This is a genomic window from Veillonella sp. KGMB01456 (assembly GCF_023051165.1).
Lineage (GTDB): Bacteria > Bacillota > Negativicutes > Veillonellales > Veillonellaceae > Veillonella_A.
This window is the reverse complement of sequence record NZ_JALKIG010000008.1, coordinates 37,474-55,716: the sequence shown is the minus strand read 5'-3', so window position 1 is coordinate 55,716 and position 18,243 is coordinate 37,474. Positions and strand designations below refer to the sequence as shown.

The window sequence follows — 18,243 nt, the reverse complement described above, 5'->3', positions numbered from 1 at the left end:
AGTAATTCACCTTCAATATATTAAACTCCCCGAATTTCAATGCCGTTACGCCTTACTTCATCAACTGTAGTTAGCCCCATTCTTACAGCAAGCGTTCCTGATTCCAATAAAGTAGGTCTTACATATTGTTCACAATGTGTCCAATCTACCGAATTATCCGGTAAAGCTAATAATTCATACAGTGCCAATCGTCCACAAAAGCCACAACTCGTTTTTCTTCGTACCAAGCGCTGTGCTATAGCACCCAATAAAGTTGCTCGTACCAAATAATCTTCAATTCCCATATCCAATAACCGTTCTCGTACACCTAATGCTGTATTAGTATGTATTGTCGCCAACACTCGATGACCTGTTAATGCTGCTTGAACCGCTAATTCTGCGGTTTCTCTATCACGAATTTCACCAACCATAATCGTATCAGGATCTTGTCGCAAAACAGCACGTAATGCTTTAGGAAAAGTTAATCCTGCTTTTGGATTTATTTGCACCTGTATAGCACCCGGAATATCTGCTTCTACAGGATTTTCCAGTGAAATTACATTGTCTGTAACCGTATTTAATAACCTAAGTAACGCATATAATGTACTGGTTTTACCGGAGCCTGTCGGTCCTGAAATTAAAAGCAAACCATACGGCCTTTGCAATAAATTAATTACGATTTGTCGTACTTCTTCCGTCATCCCTAATTGCTCTAAACTTTTATAACAGTTTTCGCTACCTACAATACGACATACTATTGTCTCCCCATAAACTGAAGGCAATGACGAAACACGAAGCATAACATCTTTTTTATCTTTGCCTTGCCAACACCAACGCCCGTCTTGCGGCAACCGTTTTTCACTAATGTCCATACCACTCAAAATTTTAATTCTGTTTATTAACTTATCCGCTGCATCTTGCTCTATCTTTTCATGTATATCGAGAACTCCATCAATTCTAAAGCGTATTAATAAACCATCCTTGGTGGCATCAAAATGGATATCACTGGCATTTTCCGTTACCGCTTGACTAATCAACTTATCCAATTCTAATTCAACCTGAAACATAATCGCCCCCTTTATACCCGGCTACAAAAGAGAATTTCTTTATTTATTTTTTTATTCCTGCTTAATTCCACCAATGGTGCGCATTGGCACTGACAGTATGAGTCAACACAGAAAAAATCACAAAAAAACACCCTTCAGCCATTTTTATTGTAGCCAACCTGACATATTAGCTATCCAAAACGACCAAAGAGTGTTTTAAACGAGGTATAAAGAAGTTTGAAGTTTTATTTGAAGTTTAGGTACTAAGTCTAAAGCTCGGAGCTTTACACTTAATTAAGGCTTTGTCGTTCTCACGCCTGATGAACGACTTTGCCTTTTTTAATGACCGTTTCTACAATATTCACGCCCGTATGATACGGCAAAAATTTGTAGGATGGGTATTGGAGAATGACGATGTCGGCTTGTTTACCTTCTTCAATGGAGCCGATTGTATCCGCACGCCCAACAGCGGCAGCTCCATTCAAGGTAAGAGCCGTAATGGCTTCTTCCGCCGTCATTCCCATATAGATAACACCGAGAGCAATCATAAGAGGTACAGAGTTGGTAAAACCGCTGCCCGGGTTGAAGTCGGTAGCGAGTGCTACGGCACAACCGGCATCAATCATTTTACGAGCCGGTGCAAACGGTTCTTTGAGACAAAAGGCGGTGGTCGGTAACAAGGTCGCTACCGTATCGCTATTTGCCAACGCTTTAATACCTTCGTCTGAAGCATGTAATAAGTGATCCGCCGAGGTGCAACCCAGTTCGGCGCCCAATTCGGCACCGCCCAAGGTTACGATTTCATCGGCATGGATTTTTAAGTCAAAGCCCATGTCTTTGGCTTGCTGCAAGTACTGGCGACTTTCTTCGATGGAGAAAACGCCTTTTTCACAGAAGATATCACAGAACTGAGCGAGGTCTGCTTTTTTAACGTCCGGCATCACTTCCTTAACAAGGAATTTCAAGAATTCTTCGTTACGACCTTTGTATTCCGGCGGAATGGAGTGCGCCCCCATGAAGGTGCGCACAATTTCTACGGGCTGGCGCTGTTCCAATTCTTTCATGACTTCCAGCTGTTTGAGCTCCGTATCGTGGTCCATACCGTAACCACTCTTACCTTCCACCGTGGTAATACCGAAAGCGAGCATCTTCTCTAAAATATCCATGCTGTGTTCAATCAACTCTTCCGCTGAGGCATTGCGAGTGGCCTTCATGGTATTGTTGATGCCGCCGCCCCGTTCCATAATTTCCATGTACGTCATGCCTTCCATGCGCCACAGGAACTCATCAGCACGGTAGCCGCCGAACACAAAGTGTGTATGCGAATCTACGAAACCGGGCAGTACCGTTTTGCCGGTAGCGTCAATCTGTTTGTCGACCGGTACGGTTTTCGCCCATTCCGCCCCATCGCCGACGGCCACAATGTGACCGTCTTCGATGAGAACAGAGGCATTTTCATAGATTTTAACATCTTTCATGGATGCCCCCTTAATCGCCGTATGACCTTGCGGTGTTACGACTTGGGCGGCATTTTTTATTAATAATTGGTCTCCCATATTCAGCTCCTTTCGTTCTTCATACAGTCTTTCATTTGTGTTTGTTACTAAGCTCTAGGGAGCTTCTATTCGACTGCTATTCGACTGCTATTCGACTGCCAATCGCCTGCTGATAGGCTATCAGTCTTTGATTACTTTAGCTGTCGGATACACTTTAGCAACAGCGGCTTTTACTTTCGCATCGTCCGCTACGAACGGAATCGTAATATGACCTACGCCGGCACGGGTTTTGTTAAATTCAACAGCCGTTTCCATAGCATGTTCGTTGCGAGCCCAGGAACGACGAGCTACACCGCCGATAACGTCCCAGGATAAAGCGGAGCGGATGATTTCATCCACGCGATGGCTGCCGTCAAGCACGAGACCAAAACCGCCGTTGATGGCTTTACCGATACCGGTACCACCGCCGTTATGAAGGGCGATTAAGCTCATGCCGCGCGCTGCGTTACCGGCATAGGTTTGAATCGCCATGTCGGCCATAACGTTAGAACCGTCTTTAATATTGGATGTTTCACGGAATGGCGAGTCGGTGCCGGATACGTCATGATGGTCACGACCGAGCATAACCGGTCCGATTTCACCTAAGCGAACGAGTTCGTTGAAGCGAAGGGCAATGCGTACACGGCCTACTTCGTCCTGATAGAGGATACGTGCCTGTGTGCCCACTACCATCTGGTTCTTTTCAGCATCGCGAATCCAGTTATAGTTGTCGCGGTCCTGATAACGACGATCCACTTCGATGCATTCCATAGCGGCTTGGTCAGTCTTATGTAAGTCTTCCGGTTTACCGCTGAGGCATACCCAACGGAATGGACCGTAGCCGTAATCAAAGAGATGAGGTCCCATGATATCTTCTACATAGCTTGGCCAAATGAAACCATCTTTTTCATCAACGCCATTTTTCGAAATTTCTTTAACGCCCGCATCATATACGGCCTTCATGAAAGAGTTGCCGTAATCAAAGAAGTAAATGCCTTTAGCCGTTAATTTTTTAAGCGCGGCGAAGTGAGCTTTCAACGTTTCATTTACGAGGCCATGGAATTTAGCCGGATCTTCAGCCAACATTTGAGTACGTTCTTCGAAGGTGATGCCTTTTGGACAATAACCGCCGTCATATACATTATGACAGGAAGTCTGGTCGGAAATCAAATCAACGTGCACGTCGTGTTCAGCGATGTATTCAAGTAAATCAACGATGTTGCCATGGTACGCATAGGCTTTACCTTCTTTAGCCGCCATGGAGTCCTGCGCCATTTTAATTACTTCAGGAATGGAATCGGACACGCCGGAAATCCAGCCCTGATCCAAACGAGTTTTGATGCGGGAGTAATCCACTTCGGCAATAATGGCTACGCAGTTCGCGATTTCAGCTGCCTTACCTTGAGCACCACTCATGCCGCCGAGGCCGGAGGTAACGAATAATTTACCGCTTAAGTCGCCGTCTACCGGAATACCGAGTTTCATACGACCGGCGTTCAAAATCGTATTAAATGTACCGTGTACGATACCTTGCGGTCCGATATACATCCAACCGCCGGCCGTCATTTGACCATAGTTGGCAACGCCCATTTCTTCGGCGATTTCCCAGTCTTTTAAGTTATCGAATAAGCCCACCATCATACCGTTCGTGATGATTACGCGCGGCGCTTCCGGTTTGGAGCGGAATAAACCTACCGGATGACCGGATGCCACTACAAGAGTCTGGTCCTGTGTCAATTCTTCCAAATAGCGTTTAATAAGGAGATACTGCATCCAGTCATGACATACGCTACCGGTTTCACCATAGGTAACGAGTTCATACGGATAGAGGGCTACGGCGAAGTCCAAGTTATTGTCAATCATAACCTGGAAGGCTTTACCTTCTACACATTTGCCTTTATATTCATCAATTGGTTTGCCGTACAAATTACCTTCAGGGCGGAAGCGGTAACCGTAAATACGACCGCATGTCGTTAATTCTTCTAAAAATTCAGGAATCAATTCATCATGATATTCTTCCGGAATGTAACGTAACGCATTTTTAAGAGCGACTTCGGTTTGTTCCGGTGTCAAACGAAAACCGCGATCAGGTGCCCGACGAATGCCTTCCTGGAAGGTTTTCTTCGCCGGTAAGCCCTTGGAGAAGTCAAGTTTGATTGTCATTGCAGATTGAACAGTTGCGTTATTCATAGGTCCACCCCTTTTGCAAAATTACGACCGACAAATTATTTTGTCATACATCAATTGGTACTTACATTACACTAATGCGTATATTTACTACCTTCTTACCTGTATTTTAAATAATTCTAATCTGAAAAACGTCCAAGAAAATCCAACCCAACTTGAATTATAATTTTGATTGTTTTCAGACTTTTTTAGCTAATTATCCGTAAATCACCAAAAATTTGACAAAATAACTATGAATCAACTTGAAAATAATATAGCAGTTCCTAAATCTCGCCCCACACAAAATAAACATAACTTTTAGGTAAGCGCAAGAATTTAGAAACTGCTTATTATACGACTTTTATTATTTTTTTAATGGCTATTTATTCGCCACATCTTTTGACTTATATTATCAAGCTATATTTGCCATTTACTTATTTAGATAAATACTCATCAATGGCACTGGCTGCCTGTTTGCCGGCCCCCATAGCCAAGATAACGGTGGCGGCCCCGGTTACCGCATCACCGCCGGCAAATACGCCTTCTCTGGTGGTAGCCCCTTTTTCATCGGCAATAATACCGCCCCAAGATTCCGTATCAAGACCTTTAGTGGTAGAACGAATCAATGGATTTGGATTGGTGCCAAGGGACATGATTACGGTATCACAAGGGATAACGAATTCGGAACCTTCAATTTCCTTCGGACGACGACGGCCGGATGCATCCGGTTCGCCCAATTCCATTTTGACACATTTAACACCGGTTACCCAGCCTTTATCATCGTGAAGAATTTCAACCGGATTGGTTAAGAGATTGAACTCAACCCCTTCTTCCTTTGCGTGATGAACTTCTTCGGCACGAGCCGGGATTTCATCTTCACTGCGGCGATATACAATCTTGGATTCCGAGCCTAAACGAAGGGCGGTACGAGCGGCGTCCATAGCCACGTTGCCGGCCCCGACGGTTACACACACTTTGCCGATGGCAATCGGTGTGTCGTAGCTGTCATCATACGATTTCATAAGGTTCGCACGGGTCAAAAATTCGTTGGCCGATAATACGCCGTTCGAAGATTCGCCCGGAATATGCATGAATTTAGGAAGGCCTGCGCCGGAACCGATGAATACGGCTTTGAAATCTTCTTTATCCATCAAATCATCGATGGTTACGGTACGCCCGATAATAACGTCCGTTTCAAACTTAACGCCTAAATTCTTAATGTTTTCCACTTCTTTATTTACAATGCGATCTTTAGGGAGACGGAATTCAGGAATACCGTAGGCCAAAACGCCGCCCAATTTATGTAAGGATTCGAATACCGTTACGTCGTAGCCTTTTTTGGCCAAATCGCCGGCACAACTGAGACCGGCAGGACCCGAACCGATAACAGCCACTTTAATGCCCTTAGGCGCTTCTTTTTCACCAAAAACAACACCGTTGGCAAGGTTAGTATCGGCTACAAAGCGTTCCAATTTACCGATGGCCACCGCTTCGTTACGAATCCCCATAACGCAGGCGCCTTCACATTGTTCTTCTTGCGGACAAACGCGGCCGCAAATAGCCGGCAAGGCACTTTGCTGCGCAATAATGCGCCCTGCTTCTTCAATATCCCCTGCTTTTAAAGCTTGGATAAAGCCCGGAATATTGATGTGAACCGGACAAGCGTCAACGCAACGAGGCACTTTACAGTTCAAGCAGCGCTGTGCTTCCAGCATGGCTTCCGTCTGGCTGTAGCCATAGCAAACTTCTTCAAAGTTAGTAGCACGCACGGCCGGATCCTGTTCACGCACCGGAATGCGTTTAGCCTTATCCGTAAGTTCTGTAGTTTCAGAGCCTTCTTCCGCTTTGCACGTGCAATCAGGATTTGGATTGGCTTTATCCATTTCACGGATTAACTTACGACCTTCTTCCGTCTTGTACATGGTTTGACGTTGCATAGCATTGTCAAAATCTACCAAGTAACCGTCAAATTCAGGGCCATCTACGCAGGTAAATTTAACTTCATTGCCGATAGTAACGCGACAAGCACCGCACATGCCGGTACCGTCAACCATGATGGAGTTCAAGGACACTACGATTGGAATGTTCAATTCTTTAGCCGCAATGGTAGCGAATTTCATCATAATCATCGGCCCGATGGCAACGATGTGATTATATTCTTTGCCTTTTTCAATTAAATCTTTCATGCAGGCTACTACATTGCCGTGGAAGCCTGTAGAGCCGTCATCGGTGGCAAGATACAAATTCCCCGCTACGGAACGCATTTGTTCTTCATAGATAATTAAATCTTTGTTTCGAGCCCCGATAATAACATCGGCGGAACAGCCGCGGGATTTTAAATATTTAACTTGCGGGTATACCGGCGCCGTGCCGACACCGCCGCACAAGAATAAAATCTTTTTCTCTTTCAATTCTTCGTCGGACATTTCCGCCAAATCGGTCGGATTCCCTAATGGCCCTACGAAGTCTGTCAAAAAGTCGCCTTCTTCCAATTTGGCGAGTTTTTGCGTGGAGTCACCCAATGTTTGGAAAACGATGCTCACGGTACCTTCTTCGCGATCATAATCGGTAATAGTGAGCGGTACACGTTCACCGTATTCGCCGTGCTTTACGATTACAAACTGCCCCGGTAATGCCGACTCCGCTAAACGTGGTGCCAAAATATCATATTGATACATATTAGCATGTAAAACGATTTTTCTTACGATTTTAAACAAGAGAACTCACTCCTTTATGGACCTAAATACCTGTGATCGGTTTTACTATACGGCTGCGACCTCTTAGTCAAGCCTCAACTCCCTACACCGATCCTGTTACCTAACACCTTTAATACTACCAATCTTACATGATTATTGTGCTTATCATAATACTTATTTTACACTCTACAGAGTAATATTTAAAATTACATTTTCGCATATTTAGTCCGGACATTGTTAAAAATATCTAAAAAAACAGAGCGGTTTACTAAAAAACCGCTCTGTTCGTTTACTTTTTAAAGTTTATCATCACTTTGAAATGGCAATAAATCCCATGCCATCAAGTTTCAAGTAAAACTATAGGCTATGATTGCTTCACGGCTTATAAATTTACTTTTTGTAATAAACTTTGTTCTTTGGCATCAATAGCTTCTTCGATAGCTGCCATTTTTTGATTTAAATCGGCAACGAAAGCTTCGTCTTTAATGCTGCCTAAATTAATTTTTACGTTTAAGAACGCACTATGTACGGCTGTTCTGGCATTCATCGTAGCTACGGCACCGTCAGTAACCGCATTTTGATTGCCTTTTACGATAACAGCTTCAGCGAGTGGCAATAATTCATTAGCCAATTCACCGATATGATACGGAACCAAAGCAGCCCCTTTGGTAGCCTCCTGAATAGCCGCGGAACGAGCTTTTTTGTCTTCGTCCGTTTCTTTCGGCAATTTGAACGCCGCCATAATTTTATTGAAGGCTGCACTGTCTTCATCAATGTATGCCAAGAAACGCGCTTTCATTTCATGAGCTTTTACCTGAATGTCTTTCATTTCGGCTTCTACAGCGGCATATTTTTCTTTACCGATGGTAAGCGCTGCCACCATTTCGATTAAAGCTGCACCGGTTGCGCCGTTAAGGGCCGCAATACTGCCACCACCAGGAGCCGGCGAATCGGAACCTGTTTCATTGATAAATGCTTCTACGGATAAAGCTTTTAATTCCATGTGTTTCCTCCCAATTAAGTTCAGTATGCATGAATTTTTGCAAGCTGATTTTAGAATAAACCGGTGATTTTGCCGTCCTCATCGATATCCATATTGAGGGCCGCCGGTTTCTTAGGTAAGCCCGGCATAACCATGATATTGCTGGTCTGGCAAACGATAAAGCCCGCACCGTTAGCTATACGCACGTCTTGTACGGTAATGTTAAAATCTTTAGGTGCGCCCAATAAAGCCGGATTATCGCTCAAAGAATACTGTGTTTTGGCGATACAAACCGGTAATTTATCGAGACCCCAGTCTTCCAACTGTTTAATTTGTTTTTTAGCATTGGCGGTAAATTCAACGCCGTCGCCGCCGTAAATTTTCTGCACAATTTTTGTCAATTTGGCCGGAATGCTTTCTTCCTTATCGTACATAGTGGTAGGTTTGAAATCGGTACCTTCTACCATGGTTGCAATCTGTTTAGCCATATCGATACCGCCGTCGCCGCCTTTTTCCCAACATTCGTTAAGGCTTACGTCTACGCCGTAGCTATCACATTTCTGTAATAACTTCTCAATTTCGGCCGGTGTATCGGACGCGAATTTATTGATTGCTACCAATACCGGTAAACCGAAAGCACGGATGTTTTCAACCTGTTTGGCAAGGTTTACAAAACCGGCATTAACAGCTTCCACGTTTTCTTCGTTTAAGTCCGCTTTTTTAACACCGCCATGCATTTTGAGCGCACGAATAGTGGCTACGATAACAACGGCATGTGGGAATAAATTGCCGTATGGGCATTTGATGTCGAGGAACTTTTCAGCCCCGAGATCGGCACCGAATCCAGCTTCCGTAATTACGATATCACCCAATTTAAGAGCCATTTTAGTCGCTAAAATGGAGTTACAACCGTGAGCAATGTTAGCAAACGGACCGCCATGAACGATGGCCGGCGTATGTTCCAAAGTCTGTACCAAGTTAGGTTTGATGGCGTCTTTCATGAGCATAGCCATGGCGCCTTCACAGCCGAGCTGATGTACATAAACCGGTTGATCATCATAGGTACTGCCGATAACGATACGACCGAAACGTGCTTTTAAATCCTGAAGGCTTGTTGCCAAGCATAGCGCGGCCATAATTTCAGACGCTACGGTAATCATGAAATGATCTTCACGAGGGAAACCGCATACTTTGCCGCCCATCCCCACAACTACGTTGCGCAGAGCACGGTCATTCATATCCATAACACGTTTCCAGCTGATTTGACGCACATCAATGTTCAATTCATTGCCTTGATGTACATGATTGTCAATCATAGCGGATAATAAATTGTTAGCTGCCGTAATGGCATGCATATCACCGGTAAAATGAAGATTAATATCATCCATCGGTACTACTTGAGCGTAACCGCCGCCGGCAGCACCGCCTTTAATACCGAATACCGGTCCCAAAGAAGGTTCGCGCAAAGCAACTACAGTTTTTTTGCCGATTTTGTTTAAAGCTTGTGCCAAACCGATGCTGGTAGTGGATTTGCCTTCGCCCGCCGGAGTTGGCGTAATGGCAGTTACAAGAACTAATTTACCATCCGGTTTATTTTCCAAACGTTTTAATACATCAAGGGAAATTTTAGCTTTATAATGACCATATTGTTCCAATTCTTGTGGCAAAATGCCGCATTCTTCGGCAATTTTGGTAATCGGTTCCATCTGATTGGCTTGCGCAATTTCAATATCGCTGAACATAAATGCACCTCCTGTAGGGCTGTTAATCTTTGATAAATAACTTTATACCCTTTAATTTACACTAAATATGGACTTTTTTCAACTCTCATTGCACAGCGATACGCAATTTAATCGTTGTAAATCATGGAAGCTATATTAGTCTAACAATTGTTTTTCTAAAATTTGGTTCATGTCAAAGTTTTCAACTTGTAAATAATATTCAGCGGCCATCATTAAAGCTGCCATCGGTACGGTACCAATGATTTCGCTGCCTACGACAGATACGCCATAACGTTTGGCTTCCATTTTAATCATTTCAAAAGCTTGATATACGGAGGATTTATGGTAGTTAACAAGGTTCATGGAAACTTGTACCTGATTGCGTTCTTCCAGCATTACGCCCATAGCTTTGACATAGCGTAAACCGCCGCCGATATGACGAATTTTCTTGGCAATAGCATCAGCTACGGCAAGGTCGCTGGTATTTAAGTTTACATTAAAGGCTACCAAAGATACGCGAGCGCCAACAGCGGAGCAACCGGATTTTTCATTCATTTCGGCAGGTCCATAGTCAGGTACCCAGTTAGGGTCTTTAATTTTGTCGAAGAAGCCTTCATATTGCCCTTTACGAACAGAGGCTAAGTTACGGCGATCTTCTTTAGTGCAGGCATCTTCATAAAGATAAACCGGAATCCCCATTTCACCATAGGCTTTACCTACTTTATTAGCAATTTCAACACATTCTTCCATGGTTACTTCGGAAATCGGTGTAAACGGAACAACGTCAACGGCTCCAAAACGCGGATGAGCCCCTTCATGAGTACGCATGTCGATGAGTTCAATCGCTACTTTAGCCATATTGATGGCTGCTTCGGTTACCGCTTCAGGGGAACCGATTAAGGTAACTACGGAGCGATTGTGATCGGCATCACTGGAATAATCAAGAATCTTCAAGTCTTTAATTTTACGTGCTTCATCAACGATTTTTTCAACTTTTGCCTTATCGCGACCTTCACTAAAATTTGGAACGAATTCTACTAACTTAGCCATATGATTGCCTCCATTCAAAAAATACAACTTATTCCTCACATATATTTCCCGTACATATATTAGGAATGTTAAATTTATACGTCTAATATACATCAAGAATAACCAAAAAAACATCTAATTTTCAAATTTTGAAAAAAGTTTTGATTTTTGACAGTTTTTAGACGTAACTGACTTATATTGTATGTAGCGAATAGATGAGAACGCTTAGGAGGCGCTATGGAAATTACAGCGATTAGTCGTAAAGACGCCACCACCTCGAATTGGTCCGGTGGTTCCACAACTGAGTTTTATATTTATCCTCCGCAAAGCTCTTATAGCCAGAGAGATTTTGCCATTCGGATAAGTTCCGCTACAGTTGATGTTGAATCGTCTGAATTTACTTTGCTTCCGGGCTATCAACGTCTAATTACTCCGCTAAACAATCAGTTATACCTATCTTTTAAAGAAACAGCAGAAACATACCTATTAAAACCGTACGAAGTAGCTTACTTCGATGGTGCTTATCACACCTACTCCAAGGGGAAAGCAACAGATTTTAATGTTATGTTCCAACAAGGAATGAAGGTTAACTACTCTGTGTTAACTTCTTCTTCTCAACTTAATCCTCTCGAACATAGCTTCCTCTATGTTCCAAATTTACCTTTTGATCCCTCTGCCAAGGCTCAAATAGGTAACCTCCAAATACAACCGGACACACTTTATGTCTTGTCCGCTTGCACGGAGTCGATTCCTTTATTCCTTGAGGATCCTGCTGTCACTCTACTCTTCGTTAATGTATCCTCTTAGGATAGTTTCTTCAAACTTTACAATATATCCTCTCAGGATAGTCTATACAAACTTCATCTTCTTCACAAAACGGCAAAAGCCCTGAGTCTCCACACTTAGGGCTTTTGTTATGCTATTTTTACATAGTAAATTCCTATAAAAATTGTATAACATACTCAAGTCATGTATAATATAGGAATCAAGTACATTCTCACCGGCATATTGTCCGCATAGTGCGAATCATTCAAGGAGGTTTGTTATGTATTCTTTATCAGACACTAATTCTCACAATTGTATCTCCTATCAAAAAGGCAAAGGCGCCGTCGAAGAACAGCTTACTATCTCTGACGAAGTGGCCTATAAGCTTTTTATTGAAAACAAGCGTATTACAACGCTCATTGCCTCACCGCATGATTTTCGCGATTTAATCATCGGCTATTGCCTCATGGAAGGTCATATCAGCCAATTAGAAGATATTGCTCACATCGCCATGGATTCAGATTCCCATCGCATCGATGTAACGCTTAACCACAATACAGCCTATTATAATGAATCGGCCCCGGTCATTCCGCCGGCAGCCAAAGCCAATTTAACGGTCAGTGCCGATGAAATCTGCAATTACGGTGGGCTTCTCGATTCCATCACGAAAGCCCATCATACGTCACACGGCGTTCATGAAGGGGCCCTTGTAAAAGACGGTAAGGTGGTAGCCTATGCGGAAGATGTAGGCCGTCACAATGTATTGGATCGCCTCTTAGGCATTATAACCACCCAAAAGATTGATTCATCCGACAAAATTTTAATCTTCAGCGGTCGTGTACCACAGTCGGTCATCAAAAAAGTTCACCGTATCGGTGTGCCGATTTTCTGTTCCCGTGCCATGCCGACGGAACTGGGCATCGAATTGGCACAAAATATAACATTACCCTCTGTAATGTGTTGCGCCCCGATTCCTTTAAATGTATTACCCATCCGGAACGGATTAAAGGACTTCTGTAGAACTAATAAATTATTCTATACTCCCCGGTACCAAATTTTGTCCTATAACTCTATCCCCTATAACCCTAAATTATTCTATGCTTCCCAGTACTAAGTTTTGTCCTATAACCCCTATAAAACTAAATTTTTAACAGTAAAAACTAAACGGCTCTCTTGTATAGTCGCCTCACAGCGTACTTTACAAGAGAGCCTTTTTTAGCCTTATTACATAATTCTCATTATAGCTTATAGCAAAAATACAACAACTAAATATAACAAAATGCAGTTACGCCGAATGCTCCTGTTTATATAAAAGCCATGCCTTTAATGTTTCATCGTTCATCAAGGTCAAGGCCTTCTTCGGACAGCCTTTGACGCAAGCCGGTGTGCCCGCCTTCGTATCAACGCATAAATCGCATTTAGTGGCCACTACCCGACCGTCTGCTACGGGCGCCATGCGGACGGCTCCGAACGGACAAGCCAGTACGTACTCACGACAACCGATGCAGCTGTTTTCGTCAATAAAAATCAGCTTGTCGTCCCGTTTATGGATAGCTCCTACCGGACACGCCGCCATGCATGACGGGTTTTCACATTGCTTGCAGTGAACCGCCGCTTTCAATTCCGGCTGACGATAGGTCTTGCAACGAGCGCGTTGCAACGGATCATTAAGTTTCACGTCCGTCATCTTCAAATCGTAATGGGACATGATGCATTGTCGTTCACACATGCCGCAGCCGATACAAAGATTCACATCACAGTATACAAACTGATTCATACTTGTCCCTCCTTTACAGCCCATGCATTTAATGCTGTTTGGAGATTTTTCTTATCCACTGCGTTCTGCACACTGTCGATTTCATAAAATGTCAACGCGTCAGTCGGACAATGGCTGACGCAGGCCGGTACGCCTTCTTCCGTATTTGCACAAAGGTCGCATTTATTGGCCACTACCCTCACCGTACCTTCATCGGCTACGGATTTCATTTGAATGGCGCCAAACGGGCAAACCATAGTACATTGTTTACAGCCAATACAACGTTCTTCGTGCATAAGAATACTATCAGTGCCCTTTTCCAAAGCCCCTACGGGACACACTTTGACGCACGGTGCATTTTCACACTGATGACATTGCACCGTCATTGTCTTAGTTTTCGTTTTTACCACATGAATGCGCGGATAAAAATCTTCGCTCTCAGGATCGGTCGTGAAAATACCGTTACCGCGATGAGCCACTACACAGGCTACCATGCAAGTACGGCAGCCTATACAAAATAAAGGATTTCCTTTTACAAATCGATTCATACGTTGGCACCTGCCTTTTCTATCCCCATTTTGGACCGAATCAATGCATATTGTGTCTGTACATACGCTTCCGCCTCAGCTTGGTCGTCCAACTTTTCAACACGGCAGGCACAATATTTATATTCCGGCGTTTTACTCTTAGGATCAAGCGCCGTATTCGTCAATTCATTACAAGCTCCAATCCACCACTGATAGGTCATGTAGGTCGAACCCGGTTTAACCCGTTCCGTCGGCAAGCAACGGGTTATAAGACTGCCGCGCCGTGAACGAACACGAACCAAATCGCCTTGGGCCACACCAAGTTCTTCACAGTCTTTAGGATTCATGGCTACCCAACCCGGTTCATCTTCCAGTTTTGCCAACATGCGGCAGTTGCCCGTCATGGTGCGTGCCGAGTAATGGCCTACTTCGCGAACGGTACAGAAGGACATTGGATATTCTTCATCCACTTCTTCTTTAACCGGCTCATAATCGGTGAAAAGTAAATTCCCACGACCGTCTTCGGTAGCAAAATGACCACCTTCATGGAGGAACATAGTCCCTTTATCATCCATACTTTCATCATAGCAAGGCCACTGTACGCCGCCTAAGGCGTCGATTTTTTCATAAGTGGCGCCGGTGAATTTAGGAGATAACTTACGCATTTCATCCCAGATTTCCTGCGTATTGTTATAGTGCATCGGATAACCCATAACCGTAGCTAAGAGGCTTTGGATTTCCTAATCCGGTTTTACCCCTTCAGGCGGTTCAATGACTTTGCGAACCCGCTGAAAACCGCGGTCACAGCAGGTATAAATGGCGTCGTGTTCACCCCACGCCGTAGCCGGGAAAAGAACATCCGCATATTCCGACGTGCGGTTCATAAAGATATCCTGCACGATAACTAAATCTATCTGTTTTAAGGTTTCACGAATTTCTTCCAAATTAGGGTCCGATTGGGCCGGATCTTCACCGAGAATATAGTAGGCATGAATCCGCTTCTTAGGATCCGGTTCACCTAGCACGTAATCCGGTACTTGCGTCAATTTAATCCCCGGTTTGGACGGTAAGGAAACACCCCAGGCTTTTTCAAATTTAGCGCGTACCGCATCATCCGTCACCGACTGATACCCCGGATAGACATCCGGCAAAATACCCATATCACAGGTGCCCTGTACGTTATTTTGACCGCGCACCGGACCTACCCCCGTCGCATAATGACCGTAATTGCCGGTCAAAAGTGCCAAATTGGAGCACGCCGCCACGCTGTCAACGCCTTGAGAGAACTGAGTAATCCCCATGCCCCAAAGGATGACAGAATGCTTCGACGAAGCATAGAGCCGAGCCGCTTCACGAATAGCCTGAGCACTGACGCCGATTTCAGCGGCCACCGCTTCCGGTGCATATTGGGCAAGCTTCGGCACAAACTCTTCATAGCCGTTCACATGAGCCTTGATAAATTCATCATCCGTCAGATGCTCATCAATTATCGTATAGGCCAACGCATTGAGGAGCAACAAATTGGTGCCCCCTTTTTGCTGCAAATGAATATCCGCAATGCGAGCCGTTTCCGAAATCTGAGGATCCGCACAAATAATCTTCGCCCCTTTAGCTTTCGCTTTAATAATGCGGCGAGCCACAATCGGATGAGACGTTGCTCCATTATACCCGATGTTAAAAATGACTTCAGCATCTTCAATTTCAGGCACACTGACTGACATGGCTCCTTCCCCGATAGATGCTTTTAAGCCGGCTACGGACGCAGCGTGGCAAATACGCGCACAGTGGTCCACATTATTAGTGCCCACTACGGCACGCATAAATTTTTGCGTAATATAGCCGGCTTCATTCCCCGGACCGCGGGCCGACCCGGCCCCCATAACGGAATCAGGACCATATTCTTTAATAATCGCTTTGAGCCGTTCCGCCGTATAGGCAATGGCTTCATCCCAACTCACCGGTTCCAACGGGCTGCCTTTACCGCCTTTACGAATCATCGGACTCGTAATACGCCGAGTCAAAAGCTGAGGGTCATTCAGGTAATCCCAACCGTAAAAACCCTTTAAACAAAGGCGCCCCTCGTTGGTACGACCCGGAGCGCCTTTTGCAGAAATTATGCGGTTAGCCTTTTTATCGACAGTAAATTCTATCTGGCAACCGGAACCGCAATACGAACAAACCGAAACAACTTTTTCATACGTAGTTTGCATAGTATAGCCTCTCAATTCACTTGAATTCCCTAATATGTCTAAACTAATACGTCTAAACTAACAAGTCAACAAAAGTTGCTGATACAAGTAAATTCTATATCGTAATTGCAAATTCCTTTTTTCAATTATGCTTATTTAGCATAATTAATTATTTACATAATTCAATCTCATTTATAAGCCCTCCTCTCACGGCCGGCTATTTTCAACTGAACTATATTTCTTCATAAGAATATACAAAGGTGCAACAAGAACCATCGCACCAAGGCCGGTTACTAATTTATATAAATCTGCATTAGCTAAGAGCCATAAACTAGCAACTACTGCAATTGCCGGAACTAATAGCCCAAACGGCACTTTATAACCTGCATGACCAAAACTCTTTTTCCTTAAAACTGGAACAGCAATACAAGTCGGAATATATTGACTAAATCGACTGATAACACTAATTGCGGCTAGTTCTGCAAAGCTTCCTGTCAAGGTTAATAAAATGGCCAATCCTCCTGTAATAAGCACCGAAATATAAGGCACATTATATTTATTATTTTTCATCATAAATTTAGGTAACAGTCTGCCTTCTGCCAATGCTTGAGCACATCGTGGCGTATTAAAAGAACTTGCAATATTCAACCCGCCTATAGATATTAAGGTCCCCAGCGTTACCAGCAACAAGCCGTTACTCCCCCAAACACGCCCCATAGCATCTGCTACGGGCGTTTTCGTTCCGCCTAAATCAGCGCCCAAAATACCAACACAGTTAAACTGAACGAAAAAATAGACTACCGATACGAAAGACATGGATATGATTAAAGCCAACGGAACATTCCTTTTTGGATTCTCCATATCCCCGGCAGCTACACCTAAGTTTTCAAAACCTGTAAAAGCAAAAAATACAATAATAAAAGCTGTGGACACAGAGTTAATTGTCAAATCTGCCGGGATAAATGGAGTATAATTGCTTCCCTCTACATACCAAATTCCCCCTAAAATAAATATTGCCATAGGAATTAGTTTCGCTACAGTAGCAATATTATTTAAATACGCCATAATATTTATCCCTAAAAGATTAACCAAGCTTAAAGTAAGAATTATCCCGATAGCTATAGTCTTTTGCAATACAGGAGAGGCAATTTGCGGAATCAATGCTGATAAAGCAGTGGAAAAGCCAACGGCCATAGTCGCCCAGGCGATTATACTAACAATCCATTTCATAACCCCTACTTCATACCCAAAGAAATCCCCAAATGCTTGTTTCGCGTAAAGATATGGTCCACCGGACTGTTCAAACATACTGCCGCACTCCGCAAAACAAAGAGCAATAGACATAACCAAAACAAACACAAATAAATAGGCCAAAAGGCTAGCCGGGCCTAAATGATCATAGGCTGAACCCGGTAGCAAAAAAATTCCACTACCTATAACACTGTTAATCCCGTACAGAACGATTGTTTGTAAATTCCACTTTTTATCATTCATTTAATGTCCTCCCTAATCAAAACTTTGTCCTTATTATAGGGATGTCGACATTAAAAGTCAATCTAAAGAATTATTCTAGCAGGCTCTGTTTTATATATCCGAAGATCAATATAGGATATTTACTCTCTACTCACTGCCCCAAATCTTAGGTATGAATACGCCGGCCGTGATTGGAAAAAGCTTTTTGCAGATGTAATTTTTCGGCATAGCAGTAAATGCTTATGATAATAACGCAAAAATCCCCCTACCTATCTCGCGACTTTTGCTCTGGAAGAGCCCAGGAGTAGATAGGTAGGGGGATTTTTAAGTCCCAAAGTATTACTGCGACCGAAAAATTACTGTGCGATAGCTTTTTACC

At 43.7% G+C, this 18,243-nt stretch carries 12 protein-coding genes and 1 pseudogene; 2 read left to right on the top strand and 11 right to left on the bottom strand.

Translation table 11 applies throughout. The annotated features are described in order from the left end of the window. Positions 1-20: 20 nt before the first annotated feature. The 7 genes from MXE28_RS03935 to ftcD all read right to left on the bottom strand — a co-directional run bounded on the left by MXE28_RS03935 (position 21) and on the right by ftcD (position 11,175). On the bottom strand, positions 21-1,046 hold the full coding sequence (locus MXE28_RS03935; protein ID WP_021842531.1) for a GspE/PulE family protein: 1,026 nt from the start codon (positions 1,044-1,046) through the stop codon (positions 21-23). Positions 1,047-1,336: 290 nt separating this feature from the next. Then, positions 1,337-2,581, bottom strand: coding sequence for an imidazolonepropionase (gene hutI / locus MXE28_RS03930; RefSeq protein ID WP_021842532.1), 1,245 nt, complete (start codon positions 2,579-2,581; stop codon positions 1,337-1,339). A 120-nt stretch (positions 2,582-2,701) separates the two neighbouring features. Beyond that, positions 2,702-4,750, bottom strand: a complete 2,049-nt coding sequence (locus tag MXE28_RS03925) for a urocanate hydratase (RefSeq protein ID WP_156705360.1) — start codon at positions 4,748-4,750, stop codon at positions 2,702-2,704. A 410-nt stretch (positions 4,751-5,160) separates the two neighbouring features. Beyond that, complete coding sequence (locus MXE28_RS03920) at positions 5,161-7,443, bottom strand: bifunctional dihydroorotate dehydrogenase B NAD binding subunit/NADPH-dependent glutamate synthase (RefSeq protein WP_021842534.1); 2,283 nt, start codon at positions 7,441-7,443, stop codon at positions 5,161-5,163. Positions 7,444-7,804: 361 nt separating this feature from the next. Next, entirely contained in the window at positions 7,805-8,425 is a 621-nt protein-coding gene (locus MXE28_RS03915; RefSeq protein WP_156705356.1) for a cyclodeaminase/cyclohydrolase family protein, read from the bottom strand. Positions 8,426-8,475: 50 nt separating this feature from the next. Beyond that, positions 8,476-10,146, bottom strand: a complete 1,671-nt coding sequence (locus MXE28_RS03910) for a formate--tetrahydrofolate ligase (protein WP_156705354.1) — start codon at positions 10,144-10,146, stop codon at positions 8,476-8,478. Between the two features lie 135 nt (positions 10,147-10,281). Then, positions 10,282-11,175 carry a glutamate formimidoyltransferase gene (ftcD, locus tag MXE28_RS03905; RefSeq protein WP_021842537.1) on the bottom strand — a complete coding sequence of 298 codons (894 nt, stop codon included), beginning with the start codon at positions 11,173-11,175 and terminating at the stop codon, positions 10,282-10,284. Positions 11,176-11,391: 216 nt separating this feature from the next. On the opposite strand from ftcD, the gene MXE28_RS03900 reads away from it, so the two are divergent. Both MXE28_RS03900 and MXE28_RS03895 read left to right on the top strand, forming a co-directional pair. Continuing rightward, positions 11,392-11,961 carry a HutD family protein gene (locus MXE28_RS03900; protein ID WP_021842538.1) on the top strand — a complete coding sequence of 190 codons (570 nt, stop codon included), beginning with the start codon at positions 11,392-11,394 and terminating at the stop codon, positions 11,959-11,961. 238 nt (positions 11,962-12,199) lie between these two features. Then, complete coding sequence (locus MXE28_RS03895) at positions 12,200-13,033, top strand: formate dehydrogenase accessory sulfurtransferase FdhD (RefSeq protein ID WP_021842539.1); 834 nt, start codon at positions 12,200-12,202, stop codon at positions 13,031-13,033. Between the two features lie 171 nt (positions 13,034-13,204). On the opposite strand, the gene MXE28_RS03890 is transcribed toward MXE28_RS03895, so the two are convergent. The 4 genes and pseudogenes from MXE28_RS03890 to MXE28_RS03870 all read right to left on the bottom strand — a co-directional run bounded on the left by MXE28_RS03890 (position 13,205) and on the right by MXE28_RS03870 (position 17,885). After that, positions 13,205-13,696, bottom strand: a complete 492-nt coding sequence (locus MXE28_RS03890; RefSeq protein WP_226974134.1) for a 4Fe-4S dicluster domain-containing protein — start codon at positions 13,694-13,696, stop codon at positions 13,205-13,207. Next, positions 13,693-14,223, bottom strand: coding sequence for a 4Fe-4S dicluster domain-containing protein (locus MXE28_RS03885; protein ID WP_226974133.1), 531 nt, complete (start codon positions 14,221-14,223; stop codon positions 13,693-13,695). Before MXE28_RS03885 ends, MXE28_RS03890 begins: the two co-directional genes overlap by 4 nt. Beyond that, positions 14,220-16,412, bottom strand: a pseudogene (fdhF, locus tag MXE28_RS03875) (formate dehydrogenase subunit alpha). The gene MXE28_RS03885 and the pseudogene fdhF overlap by 4 nt, the downstream one beginning before the upstream one ends. 186 nt (positions 16,413-16,598) lie before the next feature. Then, complete coding sequence (locus tag MXE28_RS03870; protein ID WP_226974130.1) at positions 16,599-17,885, bottom strand: APC family permease; 1,287 nt, start codon at positions 17,883-17,885, stop codon at positions 16,599-16,601. Positions 17,886-18,243 lie beyond the last annotated feature (358 nt).